Source organism: Streptomyces olivochromogenes (assembly GCF_001514115.1).
In the GTDB taxonomy this organism is placed as follows: Bacteria; Actinomycetota; Actinomycetes; order Streptomycetales; family Streptomycetaceae; genus Streptomyces; species Streptomyces olivochromogenes.
On the sequence record NZ_KQ948474.1, the window covers coordinates 90,283 to 108,853 of the forward strand.

General features: G+C 69.7%; 14 protein-coding genes. 6 read left to right on the forward strand and 8 right to left on the reverse strand.

Features of this window, described 5'->3' with window-relative positions; all coding sequences use genetic code 11:
- Window positions 1–425: 425 nt before the first annotated feature.
- From AQJ27_RS42020 to AQJ27_RS42030, 3 genes are all read right to left on the reverse strand, one after another.
- Complete coding sequence (locus AQJ27_RS42020; protein WP_067381338.1) at window positions 426–1,367, reverse strand: CU044_5270 family protein; 942 nt, start codon at window positions 1,365–1,367, stop codon at window positions 426–428.
- Entirely contained in the window at window positions 1,360–2,016 is a 657-nt protein-coding gene (locus tag AQJ27_RS42025) for an RNA polymerase sigma factor (protein WP_067381341.1), read from the reverse strand. The genes AQJ27_RS42020 and AQJ27_RS42025 overlap by 8 nt, the downstream gene beginning before the upstream one ends.
- Window positions 2,017–2,217: 201 nt before the next feature.
- On the reverse strand, window positions 2,218–2,754 hold the full coding sequence (locus AQJ27_RS42030) for a CbrC family protein (protein WP_067381344.1): 537 nt from the start codon (window positions 2,752–2,754) through the stop codon (window positions 2,218–2,220).
- A 158-nt stretch (window positions 2,755–2,912) separates the two neighbouring features.
- Here AQJ27_RS42030 and AQJ27_RS42035 point away from each other — a divergent pair, with 158 nt between their 5' ends.
- Complete coding sequence (locus AQJ27_RS42035) at window positions 2,913–3,752, forward strand: leucine-rich repeat domain-containing protein (protein WP_235613806.1); 840 nt, start codon at window positions 2,913–2,915, stop codon at window positions 3,750–3,752.
- A 16-nt stretch (window positions 3,753–3,768) separates the two neighbouring features.
- Here the strand turns inward: AQJ27_RS42035 and AQJ27_RS42040 are convergent, their stop codons facing one another.
- Window positions 3,769–6,762, reverse strand: coding sequence for a glycosyl hydrolase (locus tag AQJ27_RS42040; RefSeq protein ID WP_067381347.1), 2,994 nt, complete (start codon window positions 6,760–6,762; stop codon window positions 3,769–3,771).
- A 249-nt stretch (window positions 6,763–7,011) separates the two neighbouring features.
- On the opposite strand from AQJ27_RS42040, the gene AQJ27_RS42045 reads away from it, so the two are divergent.
- Window positions 7,012–7,704, forward strand: coding sequence for a response regulator transcription factor (locus AQJ27_RS42045; RefSeq protein WP_067381350.1), 693 nt, complete (start codon window positions 7,012–7,014; stop codon window positions 7,702–7,704).
- Window positions 7,701–9,569, forward strand: coding sequence for a sensor histidine kinase (locus AQJ27_RS42050; RefSeq protein WP_096240329.1), 1,869 nt, complete (start codon window positions 7,701–7,703; stop codon window positions 9,567–9,569). Before AQJ27_RS42045 ends, AQJ27_RS42050 begins: the two co-directional genes overlap by 4 nt.
- A gap of 213 nt (window positions 9,570–9,782) precedes the next feature.
- Here AQJ27_RS42050 and AQJ27_RS56820 read toward each other — a convergent pair whose 3' ends face one another.
- The 3 genes from AQJ27_RS56820 to AQJ27_RS42060 all read right to left on the reverse strand — a co-directional run bounded on the left by AQJ27_RS56820 (window position 9,783) and on the right by AQJ27_RS42060 (window position 13,127).
- Complete coding sequence (locus tag AQJ27_RS56820) at window positions 9,783–9,950, reverse strand: hypothetical protein (RefSeq protein ID WP_159064542.1); 168 nt, start codon at window positions 9,948–9,950, stop codon at window positions 9,783–9,785.
- A gap of 112 nt (window positions 9,951–10,062) precedes the next feature.
- Window positions 10,063–11,964, reverse strand: a complete 1,902-nt coding sequence (locus AQJ27_RS42055; RefSeq protein WP_067381353.1) for an AMP-dependent synthetase/ligase — start codon at window positions 11,962–11,964, stop codon at window positions 10,063–10,065.
- Between the two features lie 287 nt (window positions 11,965–12,251).
- Window positions 12,252–13,127, reverse strand: coding sequence for a carbohydrate kinase family protein (locus tag AQJ27_RS42060; protein WP_067381477.1), 876 nt, complete (start codon window positions 13,125–13,127; stop codon window positions 12,252–12,254).
- Between the two features lie 434 nt (window positions 13,128–13,561).
- Between AQJ27_RS42060 and kstD the strand changes: the two genes are divergently transcribed.
- The 3 genes from kstD to AQJ27_RS42075 all read left to right on the forward strand — a co-directional run bounded on the left by kstD (window position 13,562) and on the right by AQJ27_RS42075 (window position 18,105).
- Complete coding sequence (gene kstD / locus AQJ27_RS42065) at window positions 13,562–15,388, forward strand: 3-oxosteroid 1-dehydrogenase (RefSeq protein ID WP_079065663.1); 1,827 nt, start codon at window positions 13,562–13,564, stop codon at window positions 15,386–15,388.
- Between the two features lie 339 nt (window positions 15,389–15,727).
- Complete coding sequence (locus AQJ27_RS42070; RefSeq protein WP_067381359.1) at window positions 15,728–17,401, forward strand: alkaline phosphatase family protein; 1,674 nt, start codon at window positions 15,728–15,730, stop codon at window positions 17,399–17,401.
- Between the two features lie 110 nt (window positions 17,402–17,511).
- Window positions 17,512–18,105 (forward strand): DinB family protein, encoded by a 594-nt coding sequence (locus tag AQJ27_RS42075; RefSeq protein ID WP_067381362.1) that lies wholly within the window; start codon window positions 17,512–17,514, stop codon window positions 18,103–18,105.
- Between the two features lie 38 nt (window positions 18,106–18,143).
- Here the strand turns inward: AQJ27_RS42075 and AQJ27_RS42080 are convergent, their stop codons facing one another.
- Window positions 18,144–18,497, reverse strand: a complete 354-nt coding sequence (locus AQJ27_RS42080) for a hypothetical protein (RefSeq protein ID WP_341866148.1) — start codon at window positions 18,495–18,497, stop codon at window positions 18,144–18,146.
- Between the last annotated feature and the right edge of the window lie 74 nt (window positions 18,498–18,571).

Genomic DNA, 18,571 nt, shown 5'->3' on the forward strand with positions numbered 1-18,571 from the left:
CATCGCCGGTCAGGCGCTCCTCGCGCTCCAGGGCCAGGCGTACGGCGATGCGGCTCAGTCCGGCTGGAGAGCGAGCGTGTGGATGGTGTGCTGCCGGTAGGGGGTGTCATCGACTACACGACCGCGGAACGCAGAATTCCCGGCGCACCGAAGCAGCGACCATGCCGGTACTTCGTACTCATCGAGCGAGTGCGACAGCTCGCTCGGGGTTGCTTGCGGGACCCGTCGCCGGGGTGCTCGTGGCCGGAGCCTTTGCCGCCCTGTTCCTCGTCGCGCTGGGGGTCCTGTGCCTGGACACCTTCACCTGACGGTGTCGATCTCCCGCACCGCCAGGCCGCGGTCACAGACCCCTGACCCATTCTCGTTCGGGCCGCCATCGCCCCCACGGCCCTCCTGGTGTGGCCCGGCCCTTCTGACGGCGACTCCTAGGGGCGCCGGCCAATGCCGTCGACCACAGCGATCTGCTGGAGGCCCTTCGTTTCGAAATACGGGTTGGTGTCCCGCCACTGACCGTTCACCAGCTTCGTTGTGCAGCCTTTCAACCGCATGCCCAGATAGACATAGGTGTCGCGGTCGAAGAGGAAAGTGAAGTCGATGCCCGGGTAGGACACCCCGACTCCCGGTCGGCCGAGGATGTCCACATCATCTCGGTCGACGCGCACCCGCGGGATGTCGGCGAGCGCCTCGAACGCAGCAGCCTGAAGCCCTGGTGGCATCACCCGCGGTCCCTGCATGAGCAGACACGCGTCGAAAAACGCGCCTTGGTCCGTCTGCGGAGTGCTCTGCTGTCCGTGGCGGAGCGTTTCGAGGAGTTCGTCAGGGTCTGTGGGCAGCTTCTTTAGCTTGGCGTAGACGGTGGGCGGCCACCGCACTTCATGCTTGCCGAGCGGCGGGTCGTGGTGGACTTTCCCGTACTCATGCCGGAGCGAGGGCTTGGAGCCGTCGACCGACATCCAACTCTCGTCCGTCCAGGTGCGCGTCCTGCCGCCCTTCAGGGGTGTCCGTTCGATGTAGGTCTTGGTGTAGAAGTACTGGTCGTCGCGCGGGATGGGCAGCCGGCTGTGGTCGGCTCTCGAGGCGTCCGCGGCCTTCTGGAGGATCTGGGCCGCGCTGAGCGTGGTGAGGTTCGGCGTGCTCGCACTGTCGCCGTCTCTCGTGACGGCGACGGCGATACCTGCCGCGGCCGCGGTGGCAGCGCCGACGAAGGCGCCGCGCAGAACGAGGCGCCGGGACAGTCGGCCTCTCGTGCCCTGGCGCGCTTCATGGTCGATGGCGCGGAAAAGGCGGGCCCGAGCCGCAGCGCGAGCCTGTGGGGTGAGCTGGAGGTTGCCGGCTTCCCATTCCCGCAGCTCAGTGAGGTCATCCATGATCGTGCTCCTTTTGGAGTGCAGCCGCGGAGGGGACATCCTGGGCGCCCACCGTTTTGCGTAGCTGGGCACGCGCCCGGTGCAGGCGTGAGCGCACGGTGCCGATGGGAATGCCCAGGGACTCCGCGGTCTCCGCGTAGTCGAGGTCACCCCAGGCGACGAGGAGCAGCACGTCACGGTGACGGGCGGGCAACTTGGCGAGCGCGCCCGCCAGCACTCCCGAGGAGCGTTCGGCGCTGACTCTCTCGGCGACTCGGTCCTCCATGGGCTCGCCTCCTTCGCTCTCTCCGCTGGATGCCAGGGAGACCGCACGTGACATCGCACGCAAGCGCCGGGCCTCGGCTCGCCGGTGGCGTCCGACGAGGTTGGTCGCTATGCCGTACAGCCATGGACGGGCTTGGGCCTGAGAGAGGTCGTAGCGACGGCGCTGCTGGAACGCGATCACGAACGTCTCGGCCATCAGGTCATCGGCCGCATCGACACCCAGCCGTCTGGCCACGTAGCGGTGGATGTCGCCGGCGTAGCGGTCGAACAGTACGGCGAAGACGTCCGGCGTCTCCCAGGAATCCTTGACGACCGAGGCGTCGGAGGCCGGCTCGTTGTCGTCCCGGGTGCCGTGCCGAACACCGATGCCCGGTGAGAGCGTCACCGGTTGCCTCTTCGGTTCATGTACTTCCCTTGAAGTCGTTCGCGTGGACATCAGTGGTTCGCCGATGACCTCGCACGAGTTCCACATCAGCGATGTGACGTGAACCACACGGGACACGGTCACGAAGTCGGCACCAGACCGTGGGAGTGGCACTGACGCCGTCCGCCTGGTTCGCCCTCGCTCCGACCGTCGTCTACAGGCCTACGTAAAGTCCGAGTACGCGAGGTGAGTTGCGCAGACGCGGCATCGGAAGAGGTAGGCGGTGGGCCCGCCGTCCTTGTCCAGAGTGCTGAGGTGTTGCTCCACTTCGTCCGGAGGCCATCCCCAGCCGCCGGCCTCCTGGCGGAGCGTCTCGATCGCGTCGGGATGGGGGGCGAGTTCGGCGGCTCCGACCGCGCCGAGGAATGCCGTGCCGTCACCGCAGTGGAAGTACCACTGAGGTTCCTGCCATCCGGGAAAACCCGGCGTACGGCCGGCCACCGCCACGAAGACCTCGATCGGTACGTCGTCGCCGACAGCGCCTCCCGTAAAGGTGGCCTCGTAGCGGCCGGCAGCTGTTCCATCTGCGATGCACCATGGGCAGAGCCGATCGGCGAGGTCGTCGACGGAGTAGACGGGGCCTGTGTAGATGTACCCGCGTGCCTGCCCGCAACAGACGCACGTCGTGTCGGACGGTACGACCGCGCCCGTGGCGATGGGATCAGGATGGTAGGGGAATTCCGGCAGCGGCTGCGTCACAACCAGCGACGGTAACAGCTGCCGCCGCCACCCGGGCAGAAGGCAAAGCCCAAGCTCAGCTGGGGGTTTGAGCTGCCGACCGGAAAATTCGCTGGGTAAGTCCAGGGAAGCGCCCGTATGTTGGCGCCATCACGAATGAGGCGGAGCGGGAGGTCTTCGTGAACCGTTGGATCGATACATCGAGCCCGGAGCCGGAGCCGAACCCGAGCCCGGAGCCGAATCCGAGCCCGGAGCCGAATCCGAATTCGAGCCCGGTTGGACGTGAGTCCTCCCGGGGCATCTGCCGCTGCTTCGACCAAATCCGCTCCCAGCCGCGCGCTCGCGTCGGCTTCCACACCGAACGGCAGGACACCTCGGCGCCCGGCTGGCAGCATCTGCTCGAGCTCATCGACGAGGCGGCCGCCGACGGCCGGGAGGAGTTCCGTCCGCTCGTCGAGCTCAACCCCCAGGAACGGCGGCAGATCGTCACTCTGCCGCCGACCATCGCCAAGCTGACGGCGGTCAAGCACCTCATGATCTACGGCAGCAACCTCGTCCGCATCCCACCCGAGATCGGGGCGATGACCAGCCTGGAGGAGTTCACCCCGTACACCTCCTACCGACTGCACTGGTTCCCGTACGAGATCACCAGATGCACGAGGCTCACCGAGAGCACGGTGAGTACGCGCACTCTGTTCGGCAACTACAAGCTGCGGCCCCCCTTTCCGCGGCTTCAGCCTGCCGAGAGTTCGGTCGCCGGACTCGATATCGGCGACCTGGACCCACGCCGCTGGGGCACGACAGCCATCTCCTCATGCAGCGTCTGCGACCGAGCCGTCGAGCTCGGCGGGCTCCACCCGGTCTGGATCTCCCTGCGGGTGGCCACGGACGTTCTGCCCCTGCTGGTCAACGCATGTTCGGCGCAGTGCGTGGCCGCACTTCCCCCGCCACCCGAGGGTTACGTCCAGTCCGCGCACACGGGCGGCCGGGTCGGCCAATCCTCGGCCGACTGGGACTGACCGGCACACGGCCCGGTCAGTCGATCCGCGCCTCGCCGTACGGGACCAGCCGCACCGGCCCGAGCAGTCCGTACGCCTGACGCGCCGTGCCGCCGTAGACCGCGGGGTCGCTGACCCGCAGCCGGTTGGAGAGCGGGGTGGCGACCTCGACCTCGATGACATTGACCCCGCGCCCGAGTACGTCGCCCAGGTCCACGACGGGATGGATCTGGTCCACGGGGTCGAGGCGGTGGCCGTTCACGGTGACTCGGCAGGTGTCGGTCACGGTGCCCAGTTCCAGACGGGCGCCGTGGCCGCCGGTCCAGCCGTCGTCGAGGGTGACCGTGGTGCGGTAGCGGCCGATTCCAGAGACGTCCGCGAGCTCGCTGATCTGCGACCAGGGCAGCAGCGCGTCGAGGGTGAGGTCGTGCTCGACGACGGTGGTGCGGTAGGGCGTGTCGCCGGGCCGCCAGTCCTGGACGTGCAGCTGCCAGGAGGCGAGATCGATCGGCGCGGGGACGGTCTTGAGTGTCGTCCGCACGGTGCGGCCTGAGGACAGGACGGTGCTGTACGTGCCTGCCGTGGTCGCCCGGACGGTGAGTCCGGCGTCGGTGAGGCGCACCTCGTCCGCCTCGCTGTCGACCGCGTGCGGCCGGCGGCCGGGACGGGCGCCGAAGAGCCCGGGGCGGCCGAGGGCCAGGATCAGGGTCTCGGCGGGCTGGAGGGTGACGCGAGCGGTGACGGCGTCGCCGTCCTCGGTGTAGCGGGCGAGGCGCTCGGCCTTTCCGGTCCACGGGTCGAGGAGGTAGGGCACGGCACCCGCGGTCGTGCGGCGCAGGGTGACCTCGTGGTCGATCGCCGCCACCGGTGGTTTGACGGTCTCGGCGTGCTTGCCGTTGCAGAGGTAGTAGTAGTCCACGCCGTCGGCCGTGCGGTGGGCGTTGAGCAGGGTGGAAGAGGTCGCGTAGCGGACGTCGGGTGCCACCCCGAGGTCGGCGAGAGCGGTGGGGACGGCCGACTTGTCGGTGACTTGGCGGACCAGCGGCTGGGCCAGCAACTCGGCCACCACGGAGCGCAGTTCGTCGCTCTCGCCGCTGTCCGGGACGCCGGGTGGCACGACGGTGTCCCAGGCGCCGAGCAGCACGACGGGCAGTCCGGCGCGGGTGAGGCGCAGCAGGGCGCGGGCGTCGGACAGTGCCAGGGTGACCGTGGAGCCGTAGAAGAAGTCGCCCTCGACGAACAGGGCCTTGTACGCCGGGCCTTCGGGTGCGAGGCGCCCGTGGCGCACGGTGGCGGCGGGCAGGTCGAGCAGCGGCCCGCTGAGGAACTGGTGGGTCCAGCCCAGGGGGATGCCCGTCGCGGTGAACCAGGAGGCGCCGATGCCGGTCGCGGTGTACCCGGTCTGCCGGAACACCGCGACGTCGACGCGCGGGCGGCCGGTCTGCAACACCTGGTGAACCCGGCCCAGGTACCCCGACACGTCCGCGACGTGCCGCCAGGTCGGATGCCGCGGGCCCCAGGACTCTCCGTAGCCGACCGTCCCCTTGTACGGGGTGAAGGCGGCGTATCCGGGCCAGTTCACGCCCGGCAGCTCGGCGTAGGAGAAGCCGTGGACGACCGTCTGGTTGACCCCTGCCGCATAGGCGCCGCCCATGGTGCGCAGGAACTTCTGCCAGGTGGTGTTGTACGCGCCGCCGGCATAGGCGCCCGCCTCGCAGGACAGTACGGTGTGCCCCGCCATGTCTCGGCCGCCCGCCAGGCAGCGGTAGTCGTCGAGGTTCTTGAACCCGAGGGACTCGCCCTCGGGGATGTCCAGGAGTGCGGCCGAGGCGATCGCGTCGGTCTGCAGACCGTAGGGCTGGGAACGCAGTTCGAGGCCGAGGGAATGGGCCCAGGCGCGCAGGGCCGTCACATGGTGCCGGTTGAAGAGGACGGACACCGTTTCCCAGAAGTCGTGCCGGATCTGCCGGGTGACGGCGGCTTCGAACGCGAAGACCTGGCTGCCGTGGTTGAGGACCACGGCGGGCAGCAGCGGCAGCAGGGAGCGGCCGGTGTGGGCGAGGAACGCGTCCGGGAGGCCGGGCGTCCACTGGAGGCCGTCGGTCTCCAGCTCGATGGAGTCCTCGAAGAGCGCCCCGCCGGAGACCTTGAGCAGGCGCCGGACGGTGGGGGAGAGGAGGTGGGCCTCCCAGAAGTCGGTCACCGCGCGTGTGCCGGCCGCGCTGAAGTGGTCGACCACGTACGCGGCCGGGGCGGTGTGCGGGCCGCCCTCCGGAGTCTGCCCGGAACCGCGAACCCAGTAGGACACGATCACCCAGCTGCCGTCGTCGGGCGCGGTCCAGGTGAGCGTGCCGTCGGTGACGGCGCCGGTGAGGTCCCGGACGGAGTCCAGGTCGAGCCCCGTCTCCTTGCGGGTGGAGTTCGCGGTGTTCACCCGGGCGGCCTGGACCAGGAGCAACTGCTGCCGGGTCACGCCCGAGGCGGCGGCGTAGACCGGGGGCGGCACGGGGCCGGAGTAGACGGTTCCCGCCGTCAACGAGGCTGTTCCGTAGGAGAGTTCCTTGACCGCCGCCTCGCTGTCCGGTGTGATGCCGGGGACCGCCGCCGGCCAGCTGGGACCGATGGTCAGATCGACGGTGAGGCCGCGCCGGGCCGCCTGGCCGAGTGCCGCCTCCACACCCGCCACCCATGCGGCGCTGCCCCAGCCGTGCCGCGCGGTGTCCAGGACCGAGGAGTCCGTGACGCTGTGATGGACCGCAGCTATCTCGGCCCCGCCGAAGCCGGCGTCGGCGATCTGGTCGATCTCGCGTCTGATCTCGTCGGGCTGCACGAGGCCGTCGGGCCACCACCAGCGGAACTTCGGCCGTACGGCGTGACCAGGCGTCGCGAAGGGCGGGCCGACGGCGGTCGAGGCCCCCGCCACCGAGGGCAGGCTCCAGTCGAACGCACCGGCCGCGGCCGTGGCGACGGCGGCTCCGAGGAGAGCGCGGCGGGGAAGCCCCGAGCGGTGGGCCGGGGTGACGTTGCTCATGGATCTCGTCCACTCTCTCGGAGGGCAGCACAAAGAGGACCCCTTCGGGCCCACGCCTTTGAATCGTTTAAATCCTTGGGGAAGCTACGGCCCCGGATCGGAGAGCGTCAAGATCCGTGCACACCTTCGACCACAGTCGCGTCAGGTGGCGTGCGTGAGCTTCGCAGGCGGATATCAGGAAGTTGTCAGGGTGTGGGAAGACCCTCTCGCCTCCCCTTTTCCCGAGCGCAGACGCTTACTATCGGCCACGTGTGCGCACATGTGCTGGTCGCGGAGGACGACGAGAAACAGGCGGAGCTGATACGCCGCTCACTGCTTCAGGAGGGACACACCGCGACCGTGGTCCACGACGGCGAGGCCGCGCTCGACGAGGTGCGGAGGCACAAGCCCGACCTCGTCGTCCTCGACCTGATGCTGCCCGTGGTCGACGGCTTCGGCGTATGCCGGGTACTGCGCCGGGACGACGACATCCCCGTCCTCATGCTCACCGCCCGCTCCGCCGAGGAAGACGTCCTGCTCGGACTGGAACTCGGCGCCGACGACTACATGACCAAGCCGTACAGCCCGCGTGAACTGATGGCCCGTATCCGCACGGTCCTGCGGCGCAGCGGGCGCCCGGCCGATGATCAGGACCGGGCCGTACGGGCCGCCGGAATCACCGTCGACCCGGTCCGGCACGAGGTGCACTGCGACGGCGCGCGCGTGGAGTGCACCCCCGGCGAGTACGAGATCCTGCGCGCCATGACCGCGGAACCGGAACGGGTCTTCTCCCGGCGGCAGTTGCTCCAGTGCACCCGCGGTATCGACCGGGCCTCCACCGAACGGGCCATCGACGTGCACATCATGAACCTGCGCAAGAAGATCGAGCCCGATCCCCGCCGGCCGGTGCGGCTGCTGACCGTGTTCGGCGTCGGGTACAAGCTCAGCGGTGGGCGCGGGTGAGCTCCGGCATACCGCTGCGCAAGAGGCTGCTCGTACGGCTGATGATCACTTCGGTGCTCGTCGCCCTCTGCTCGGTGGCGGCGACGGCGTGGCTGGCGGTGCAGACGACGACCCGCGCCATCCAGGAGGAGCAGGGACAGGTCCTCGCCGACGACACGGACATCCTCCGGCAGCTCAGCGGATACGCCGCCACCCACCCGAGCTGGGCGGGCGTCCAGGACACCGTGCGCCGGCTGTCGGCCGCCACGGGGCGACGGATCGCGCTGACGACGGCGGACCGTACGCCGATCGCCGACTCCGCCAAGTCCCGCACCGCCCTGCCGCCCGGGGCCGCCGCCACCGTCGACCCCCTGCACACCGACACCTACTCGGAGCCGGGGGCACAGCTCAGCGGCGTCGACCCGCGCGCGGTGGGCCCCTACCGGCTGACGCCCCTGGAGCGGGCACGGCTGGGCAAGCTGGCGACTCTGCGGCAGAAGTGCGCCGCGCGCAACGGCGTCGACACCACGATCACCTGGACGCCGAGCGGTAGGCCCGTCCTGTCGGACGAGAACGGGATCCTCCCGAACTCGACCGTGCCCGAGGTGTGCGCGGACGGACAGCTCAACACGCTGACCCACACCGAGGAGACGGCGCTGACTCGGCTGACGAGCCTCGCCGAGGCGTGCCTGCGGCGCAAGGACGTTGCTCTGCCCGCGAAGGGGTTCATCTCGCTGGAGTTCTCCAGCCAGGCCCCACAGCCGCAGTTCGCCCTGGGTGGGAAGGGCGTGGGTGGGCGTCCCACGGCGATCGGGGCGAAGGGGAGCGAGTGTGTCGCCGAAGCGCGCCGGGAGCAGCTCGACCCCGATGTCGCGCCCGTCGCCGAGCTGTTCCTGGGCACGGGGGACAGCGCCCTCCCGCACTTCGACATGTCGAACGCCAACAAGGCCAAGATCGTCGGAGTCACCGGTCTCGTCCTGGCCCTCACCGTGGCCGTGACCGCGCTGGTCGCCACCCGCCTCGTACGCCCGCTGCGCGCGCTGACGCAGGCCGCCCAGCAGCCGTTGGAACAGCATGTACGGGTGCCCGTCACCACCCGCGACGAGACGGGCATCCTGGCGCTCGCGTTCAACGAGCTGACCGAGCGCCGGGAACGGATGGAGGCCCAGCGCAAGGCGATGGTCAGCGACATCGCGCATGAACTGCGCACCCCGCTCACCAACATCCGTGGCTGGCTGGAGGTGACCCGCGACGGCATCGTCGACCCCGACCCGGAACTGCTCGCCTCCCTGCATGAGGAGGCGGTACTCCTCCAGCGGGTCATCGACGACCTCCAGGACCTCGCGGCGGCCGACGCGGGCACTCTCGCGCTGCACCGCGAGGCCGTCCGCGCCGACGAGCTGCTCGAACAGGTCGCCGCGGCGCACCGGGTGGGAGCGGAGGCTGCGGGCATCGGGCTGCGGACGGGGACGGACGGGACGTCCGCGCCGACGGGGAGCGGGACTGCGTGGATCGACGCGGATCCGGTCCGGATGCGGCAGGCACTAGGCAATCTGGTGTCCAACGCGATCCGGCACACACCGGACGGCGGCAGGATCACCCTCTCGGCCCGGAAGGAGGAAGACCAGGTCGTCATCGAGGTGGCCGACACAGGCAGCGGTATCGCCGCGGAGGATCTGCCCAGCGTCTTCGACCGGTTCTGGCGGGCCGAGAAGTCCCGCAGCCGACGCACCGGCGGCAGCGGGCTCGGCCTGTCCATCGTCCGCCAGCTCGTGACGGCCCACAGCGGTACCGTCGCGGTGGCGAGTGAACTCGGCGCCGGTTCGCTCTTCACCCTGAGGCTGCCCGCCACCGACCCTCCGGTTGACGCGGACGAGGTGCGCTGACCTGCGCAGGGTGGTGGTGCCGGTACCAGGATCCGCGTTCCCCCGTACGGGAGGGATCTGGTTGCGCCGGCGTCCTGGGAGCACTGTGGTCACATGAACACCACCAGGATGCCGGGGGCCGGAATTCGTGTCACGCCCCTGCGGTCACTCGCGGGACGCACCTATGTCCCGCGCCGCGGAGGAAGCGGAAGGGGCGCAGAGAGGTCACGAGGGTCAGAAAGTCAGGCTCCGGCCGTCCAGGCAGCCGGGGTCGACGGTGAAGATGCCGGGGGTGTTCTCCATGACGTGGAGCCTCCAGGTGCCGTCGGCGGGGAGTGCCGGGGCGTCGACCGTGTGGATCGCGTGCGGCTCCGTGCCGGTGTCCCGGGCGAAGTCCTTCACCAGTGCCTCTCCGGCGGGTCAGGCCGATGACCTGGCCGCCGATGAAGTCGTGGGCGAGGTCGACGGAAACGGGCCACTTCCCGACCGCGGGAAGTGGCCCATGCTGAGTTCCTCACCGGAAGACGTTGTCGGAGTCGTCCCAGATCGAGGGCTCGCTCGGCGTGTACTCCCGCGGGACCCTCGACGAGGTCTGGTACATCGCGTCGATCTCGGCGGCGAAACGCCGTGAGATGGCGTCCCGGCGAAGCTTCATCGACGGGGTCAGCAGGCCGTTGGTCTGGTCGAAGGGTTCGGGGAGAACACGGAACACCCGGATGGACTCGGAGCGGGACACGGTGCTGTTGGCCGCGGCCACGGCGCGTCTGACCTCTTCCCGCAGCTCGTTCTCCTCCCGTGCGTCCCGTGCCGACGCGCCCCCCTTGGACCAGGCCCCGCGCCAGTGCGCGAGGAAGTCGGGATCAAGGGTGATGAGGGCTCCCACACACGGTCGGTTGTCGCCCACGACGACCGCCTGATGGATCAACGGGTGGACGCGTAGCCGCTCTTCGAGGGCCGCGGGAGCCACGCTCTTGCCGCCGCTCGTGATGATGACGTCCTTCTTGCGGCCGGTGATGGCCAGATACCCCTCGGCGTCGAGGCGCCCGAGGTCGCCCGTCGCCAGCCAGCCGTCCTGGAACGCGGCGTACGTGGACGGGGGATCGTTGACGTAGCCCTGGAACACCGAGGGCCCCCACACCAGGATCTCCCCGTCCTCGGCCACCCGGATGTCCGTACCGGGCAGGGCGCGGCCGACCGTTCCGAACTTCTCGCGCCCCACGGGCTGGGCCGTGATGCCGCCGCTCGTCTCGGTGAGCCCGTACCCGTCGTGGATGACGATCCCGATGCCCGCGTAGAAGAGGGCGAGTTCACGGTTGAGCGGTGAGCCGCCCGACACCGCGCCGCACACGCGTCCTCCCAGGGCGGCCCGCAGCTTCCGGTAGACGGTCTTCTCGTAGAGGGTGTGCTGCAGGCGCAGGTCGAAGCCGGGGCCGGAACCCGTGCCCAGTCGCTGGCGTTCGGTGGCCGCGGCGAAGTCCTTCGCCGTCTGGACGGCACGCTCGAACAGGGCTCCGCGGCCCGTCCGTTGCGCCGTACGCAGGAAGTTCTTGTAGAGCTTCTCGAAGACGAACGGAACGGCGTAGAGATAGGTCGGGCGGAAGGAGAGGAGCGCCGCGGAGAGCGTCTCCTCACTGACATCGGGCTCGTGTCCCAGCAGGATGCCGCCCCGCAGACAGAGCCCTTGGACCATGATGCCGTACACGTGCGAGAAGGGCAGGAAGGCGAGGACGGCGGGCTGCTCACCAGGGGGAGCAGCCGTGTGTCTCCAGCCCGCGAGGAGGGTGTCGCAGGGGCTCGCGAGGTTACGGTGGGTGAGGGCACAGCCCTTGGGGTGACCCGTTGTCCCGGAGGTGTAGGCGATGACCGCGGTCGAGTCGGGCAGCACGATGCGGCGCAGCGAGTCCACCGTCGTCGTCGGGATCGCCCGGCCCCGTTCGACCAGTTGTGCCAGGGCCCCCGTGTCCAACTGCCAGACGTGGCGCAGCGACGGGAGCGACGCGCAGGCCGAGCCGACCGTCATGATCCCCTGCTCGTCCTCGACGACCACGGCGACGCAGCCCGCGTCCTGGAGGATCCACGCGACCTGTTCGTGCGACGAGGTCGGGTAGATCGGCACGACCTCGGCGCCGACCGCCCACAGCGCGTAGCTGAGGACGGTCCACTCGTAGCGCGTACGTGCCATGACGGCCACCCGGTTCCCAGGGCGCAGGCCGGACACGACCAACCCCCGGGCCAGATCGACCACTTCGTCCCACAGCTCGGCCGCGGTCACCGTCGTCCAGATGCCGGGATCGGCGTCGAGACGGCGTGCGATCTGCGGCAGATCCGGCTCGCGGCGAGCCGTTTCGAAGAGACTGTCGGCGAGTCCACCCTGCATCACTGTCGCAGCCGGTGAAGGATTTTCGAACGCGTGCATCGCCGCTCCAGAATTCTCCGCGGCATGACCCCACCGAGAGGCTCCGGTGCCGAGGATTCACGAATCTAGCCCAGACCGACCACGACTGTGTCGGATTCAGGCAGCAGTTCGTCTACCGATGAGGTTACGGTCGTATCAGGGACTTGCCACGCTCGGGAGTCGGTCATGGGTGAACTCCGTGCGCGGCCGGGCAGAGGTTGAGATCAGGCCGTCCCGGCGCACCCGAGCCCGGCGAGGACGACCGCCCACCACTGGTCCGCGACCCACCGAGCAGGGACGGCTTCCGGTCATGCGCGGCTCAGGAGCGTCTCCCGGGAGATGAGGGCGGTGGAACCCGGTGCCGTACAGGCGTGGGCACCCGCGATCGCCCCGAGCCGGGCGCACTCCCTTACGTCCCGGCCGGCGAGCCTGCCGTACAGGAAGCCGCACACGTACGCGTCGCCCGCGCCGTTGGAGTCCACCACCGGAGCGGACGGGACGGCCGCCGGAATGTGCCGCGGATCGGGGCCGCCGTCTTTGGTGAGGACGTAGGAGCCGTCCGCGTCCGCAGTGGCGACCACCGTGCGTGCGCGCCCGGCGCGGAGGATCTCCCGCATCAGCGCGGGGGCTTCGTCGCCCACGCCCGCCGCGCTGAAGAAGACGAGATCGGAGCGGAGGGCGAACTCCCGATGGTGGTCCGCGAGGCCGTCCCAGTCGTGCAGATCGGTGGAGACGGGGACGCCGAGGTCCTCGATGTCGTCGTAGAGGAAGCGCCCGAAGTTCATGATGGAGAGGTGGACGTGGCGGGCGCGCCGCAGTCGCGGTAGGTAGAAGTCCCGGGGCATCCGCAGATCCGCCGGGTCGCGGCCGTCGTAGAAGGACATCCGACGGCCGGACGCGTCCACCAGGTTGACCGCGCGCCGCGTTCCGGCGGGGGAGATCAGCGGGAGGAAGTCGACACCGCCCTTGGCCATCCGCTCACGCACCTGTGCGCCGATCCAGTCGTCACCGATGCAGTCGAGCAACCCGACCTTGAGGCCCAACGCCCGTGCGCCGAGGGCGACGTTCCCTCCGGTGTGACCGGGCCACTCCTCGATCGGGCCGACATGGACGGAGTCGGCGAGCGGGACCGGCAGGGAGTCGACGCGGACGATGGTGTCCACGCCGCTGCCTCCGATCACCAGGACGTCGTATGTCCCGTACTGGTCGTATGCGCTGTACGGGTCGTGGTCGTGGTCGCTGTTCGGGTTGTTGTCCGCGTGCTGTGGGATCACAGATCCATCTGCCCTCTCCTTCCCCGCCGCCCCCAGTATGGCGGGCCATCCCACAACGCGGCGGACAGTCGGTCGGTTCATGCCGCGGCGGGAACGGCGGGAGTCCGCGTCGGTCTTGATGGGAGTGGGGTTTCCTTGAAAGGGGGTGAACGAGGTGACTGCGGCAGCGGATCCTCTTGCCGTGACCGAGGGAACGGCAGCCGACCGCCCGGCGTGGCCCTTGACTTCACAAGACCACCGCGCGACATTCCTGACTCCGCATCAGAACCGGGACGCGGAAGACCCGTTGCTTCCCGGGGCACAGCACGCTCGCCCATTCCTTCGCCCGGCTGGAGCGCCCTGCCATGTCCACCAACGCGGACCCTGTGAGACGTACCGAATCCCCCTCTGCGTACTCCACCGCTTCCACCACCGGACCCGGCCCGTCGCGTCGCCGGGTGCTCGGCGCGGCGACGGGAGCCGGGCTCGCGCTCGCGGCCGGTCTGCCAGGTGCCGCGGACGCGGCCGACCTGCCTCTGCTCGGCACGTACGACGTGGTGGTGATCGGCTCGGGAGCGGCGGGGATGACCGCCGCGCTGACGGCTGCGAAACAGGGGCTGAGCTGCGTCGTCGTCGAGAAGGCGCCCACGTTCGGAGGATCGGCGGCGCGTTCCGGCGCGGGCGTCTGGATCCCGAACAACCGGGTGATCCTCGCCGCGGGGGTGCCGGACACCCCGGCGAAGGCCGCCACCTACCTCGCGGCGGTGGTCGGCCCCGACGTCTCCGCCGCACGCCAGCAGGCCTTCCTCGGCAGTGGCCCCGCCATGATCTCCTTCGTCATGGCGAACAGCCCGCTCCGCTTCCGCTGGATGGAGGGGTACAGCGACTACTACCCCGAACTCCCCGGCGGACTGCCCGGCGGCCGCTCCATCGAACCCGACCAGCTCGACGGCAACATCCTCGGTGCCGAACTCGCCCATCTGAACCCGTCGTACATGACCGTGCCGACCGGCATGGTGGTTTTCAGCTCCGACTACAAGTGGCTGACGCTGGCCGCGGTCAGCGCGAAGGGTGCCGCCGTCGCCGCCACCTGCCTGGCCCGCGGAACCCAGGCGGCCCTGCTCGGCCAGAAGCCCCTCACCATGGGCCAGTCGCTGGCGGCCGGCCTGCGTGCCGGACTGCTCGCGGCCCAGGTTCCGGTGTGGCTGAACACCCCGCTCTCCGACCTGTACCTGGAGAACGGCACCGCCACGGGAGCCGTGGTCACCAGGAACGGCACCCCGGGCCTGATCAGAGCCCGGCACGGGGTGATCGTCGGATCCGGCGGCTTCGAGCACAACGCGGCCATGCGCGACCAGTACCAGCGACAGCCCATCGGCACCGAGTGGACGGTCGGAGCCAAGGAGAACACCGGCGACGGCATCCAGGCGGGTCAGCGGGCCGGCGCGGCGCTCGACCTGATGGACGACGCATGGTGGGGCCCGGCGATCCCGCTGCCCGACCAGCCGTACTTCTGCCTCGCCGAACGCACCCTGCCCGGCGGGCTCCTCGTCAGCGCCGCCGGCGCGCGCTTCGTCAACGAAGCGGCCCCCTACAGCGACGTCGTGCACATCATGTACGACCGTGACAGCGGCGCGCCCGACATTCCGGCGTGGCTGATCGTCGATCAGAACTACCGCAACCGCTACCTCTTCAAGGACGTGCTGCCCACCTTCACGTTCCCCGACGCGTGGTACACGTCCGGCGCCGCGCACAAGGCGTGGACCCTCGACGCCCTCGCCGGGCAGATCGGCATGCCCGCCGCCGCGCTCCGCACCAGCGTCAACCGCTTCAACAGCCTTGCCCTGAGCGGCAACGACCCCGACTTCCACCGCGGCGACAGCGCCTACGACCACTACTACACCGACCCCGCGATCCTCCCCAACTCCTGCCTGGCGCCCCTGTGGCTCGCCCCCTTCTACGCCTTCAAGATCGTTCCGGGTGATCTGGGCACGAAGGGCGGCCTGCGCACGGACGCCAGGGCGCGGGTACTGCGGCCGGACGGATCCGTCATCCCGGGCCTGTATGCCGCCGGAAACGCCAGCGCGGCGGTCATGGGCCACAGCTACGCGGGCGCGGGTTCGACGATCGGCCCGGCGATGACCTTCGGCTACATCGCGGCGCTGGACATCGCGGCCGGCGCGGGCGCCTGAAGGAGGTGCGGGGTTCCAACGGACCGTGGGGTGCCCGACCCTGGTCGTGTGATGCCGGCGTCATGACTGATCAACGCGAGACTGCCGTCGTCCGCCGATCAGGTCAAGGTGCTTCTGTCGACGAGGGGTGGAGCGCGCCCTGGGAGCCGACGCCGGCGCCTGAGCGGAACTCGCTGGATCCCACGGGAACTCGGGTGCCAGGCAGCCTTTGCGTGCGCAGTTGCGTTTCTTGGGCATTACGGGACACGTGAGTCCTCCGCCGTACATGTTGCGCGTCTCCTATGGCGGTGCATGGTTCGCAGGTTTCACATGCTCCGCACAGCCAGAGGAGAACGACCCGTGTTCCGACGTCCCGCCCGTCCCGTCACCGCGGCTGCCGCCGCGCTCGCAGCCGTCGGCGGCCTCACCGTCACCGCGACCGCCGCCACACCCACCCCTGCCACATCCACCTCCGCGCACTCGCCCGCGCACGTCGCGCGCCACGTCCTGCTGCTGTCGATCGACGGCCTGCACCAGTCCGACCTGGCCTGGTACGTCGCGCGTCACCCGAGGTCCGCGCTCGCGCGGCTCGCCACCGGTGGGGTCGAGTACACCCACGCGAGGACCACCGACCCCTCCGACTCGTTCCCCGGCCTGGTCGGCCAGCTCACCGGCGGGAACCCGGGCACCACGGGCATCTACTACGACGACGGCTACAGCTCCGCACTCCTCCCGGCCGGAACGACCCACTGCGCGGGCGCCGAGCCCGGCGCCGAGGTCGACTTCACCGAGGACCTCGACCGCAACAAGGACTCCATCGACGCCGGCCAGGGGCTCGCCGGCCTGCCCGGCAGCATCCTCAAGATGACCGGTGTCGCCCGCGGCCTCATCGACCCGTCGAAGCTGCCGGTCGATCCCAAGACCTGCAAGCCCGTGTACCCGCACTCGTATCTGAAGGTGAACACGGTCTTCAACGTGGCCAGAAAGGCCGGACTGCGGACCGCCTGGTCCGACAAGCACGTCGCGTACGAGATCCTCAACGGCCCCTCCGGCAACGGCGTCCAAGACCTTTTCGCCCCCGAGATCAACAGCCAGGCGATCGGCTACCCGGCAGGCATGGACTGGACGAAGGACAACGCGGCGACGGAGCAGTACGACGGATACAAGGTGAAGGCCGTCCTCAACGAGATCGACGGCTACGACCACAGCCGCACCCACAAGACCGGCACCCCGGCGGTCTTCGGCATGAACTTCCAGTCCGTCTCGACCGCCCAGAAGCTGCCCGCCTCCGAGGGGCTGACGGGCGGCTACGCGGCGAAGGGCGTCCCCGGTCCGCTGCTGGCCAAGAACCTCGCCTTCGTGGACCAGGAGGTCGGAGGGTTCCTCACCGAACTGCGCATGCAGCACCTGGACGGCAGCACGACCGTCATCCTCTCCTCCAAGCACGGCCAGTCACCGACCGACCCCAAGGCCCTGACCCGTATCGACGACGGCCCCCTGCTCGACGGCCTCAACGCCGCATGGAAGAAGGCCCACCCGGGCGCCGGTGACCTGGTCGCCCACTCCGTGGACGACGACGCCATGCTCATCTGGCTGAACGACCGCTCGCAGGCCGCCACCGCCTTCGCCAAGGCGTACCTGCTCGCCCAGTCCGGCACAGGCAACGACATCGCCGGCAAGGCCAAGCCCTTCACCGCGAGCGGCCTGAAGACCCTGTACGCCGGTGCGGCGGCCGCCCGGTACTTCCACGTCGAGCCGGGCGACTCGCGCGTGCCGGACCTGTTCGGCATCGCCCAGTACGGCGTCGTCTACACGGGCGGCAAGAGCAAGATCGCCGAGCACGGCGGCGCCCACGCCGACGACCTCGACGTCCCGCTCGTCGTCTCTGGCGCCGCCACCCCGCACGGCGTGCGCGTGAGCGGCCCGGTGGAGACCACGCAGATCGCCCCGACGATCCTGCGACTGCTCGGCCTCAACCCCCGGGCCCTGGACGCCGTACGCGTCGAGCACACCGCGACCCTGCCGGTGCGCTGACGCCACCCGGACGCCCCACCGACGGGACCGCCGCCATTGCCATGACGACGGTCCCGTCACCGGGTTCCGGGCCTAGGGGACTGTCAGTGGTGGCTGCGAGACTGTTGGACATGATCGAATCGAATGCGAAGGCGGATCTTCTCCGCTCTCTGAAAGCCGCCCGTGACGCCCTGCTGTGGAAGCTCGACGGGCTGTCGGAGTACGACGTCCGCCGTCCGCTGACGCCGACCGGCACGAATCTGTTGGGGCTGGTCAAACATGTCACCGGAGTGGAGCTGGGGTACTTCGGCGACACCTTCGGGCGGCCGTTCTTCGAAGAGCCGCCGCTCTGGTTCACGGCCGACGCCGAGCCCAACGCGGACATGTGGGCCGACGCCGAGGAGTCGCGCGAACAGCTCGTCGGACTCTACCGCCAGGCGTGGAAGCACTCGGACACCACGATCGAGACCTTCGCGCTTGACGCGATCGGTCGTGTGGCGTGGTGGCCCGAGGACCGGAGAGAGGTGACGCTGCACCAGGTCCTGGTGCGCGTGATCGCCGACACCCACCGGCACGCGGGCCACGCCGACATTCTCCGGGAGTCCATCGACGGGGCTGCCGGCATGTGGGAAGGGAACGACGCCATGCCGTCGGGCGATCGGTCGTGGTGGGAAGGCCATCGAAGCCGACTGGAGCGCGTGGCGCGGGAAGCCGGCCGCGACTGACTCCGCCCCACTGAACCGGAACGCCTCGACCTCGGAAGTCAGTTCCACAGGGGAAGGTCGACCCATTGCCCGAATCCGTTCGGCTTCCCATTGGTGTAGACGAGGCTCAGCTGGGTGTATTGCGACAAGTCAGGGTGCTTCTTCCAAGGCTGTGTGGCGTTGAGCCGCACGATCACCGGGTACGAGTGGAACTTGCCCGCGGCGCAGTACGGCTTGCAGTCGTTCACCACGTTGAAGCCCTCGGCCACCGCGGAGTCCCGGTGCCACTGGGACCAGCGGAGCGAGGTGAGGCGACTGTTGCCGTCACCGCACGCGAGAATGAAATCGGTGGGGCGCACCTGCGCGTGCCAGAAGCAGTCGACCATCACGGGCTGTCCCGCCTGGCGCTGCACGCTGGGCGTGGACGCCGGAGACGGAGCAGGGGTGGAGGAAGCTGTTCCGGCAGGGGTGGAGGAAGCTGTTCCCA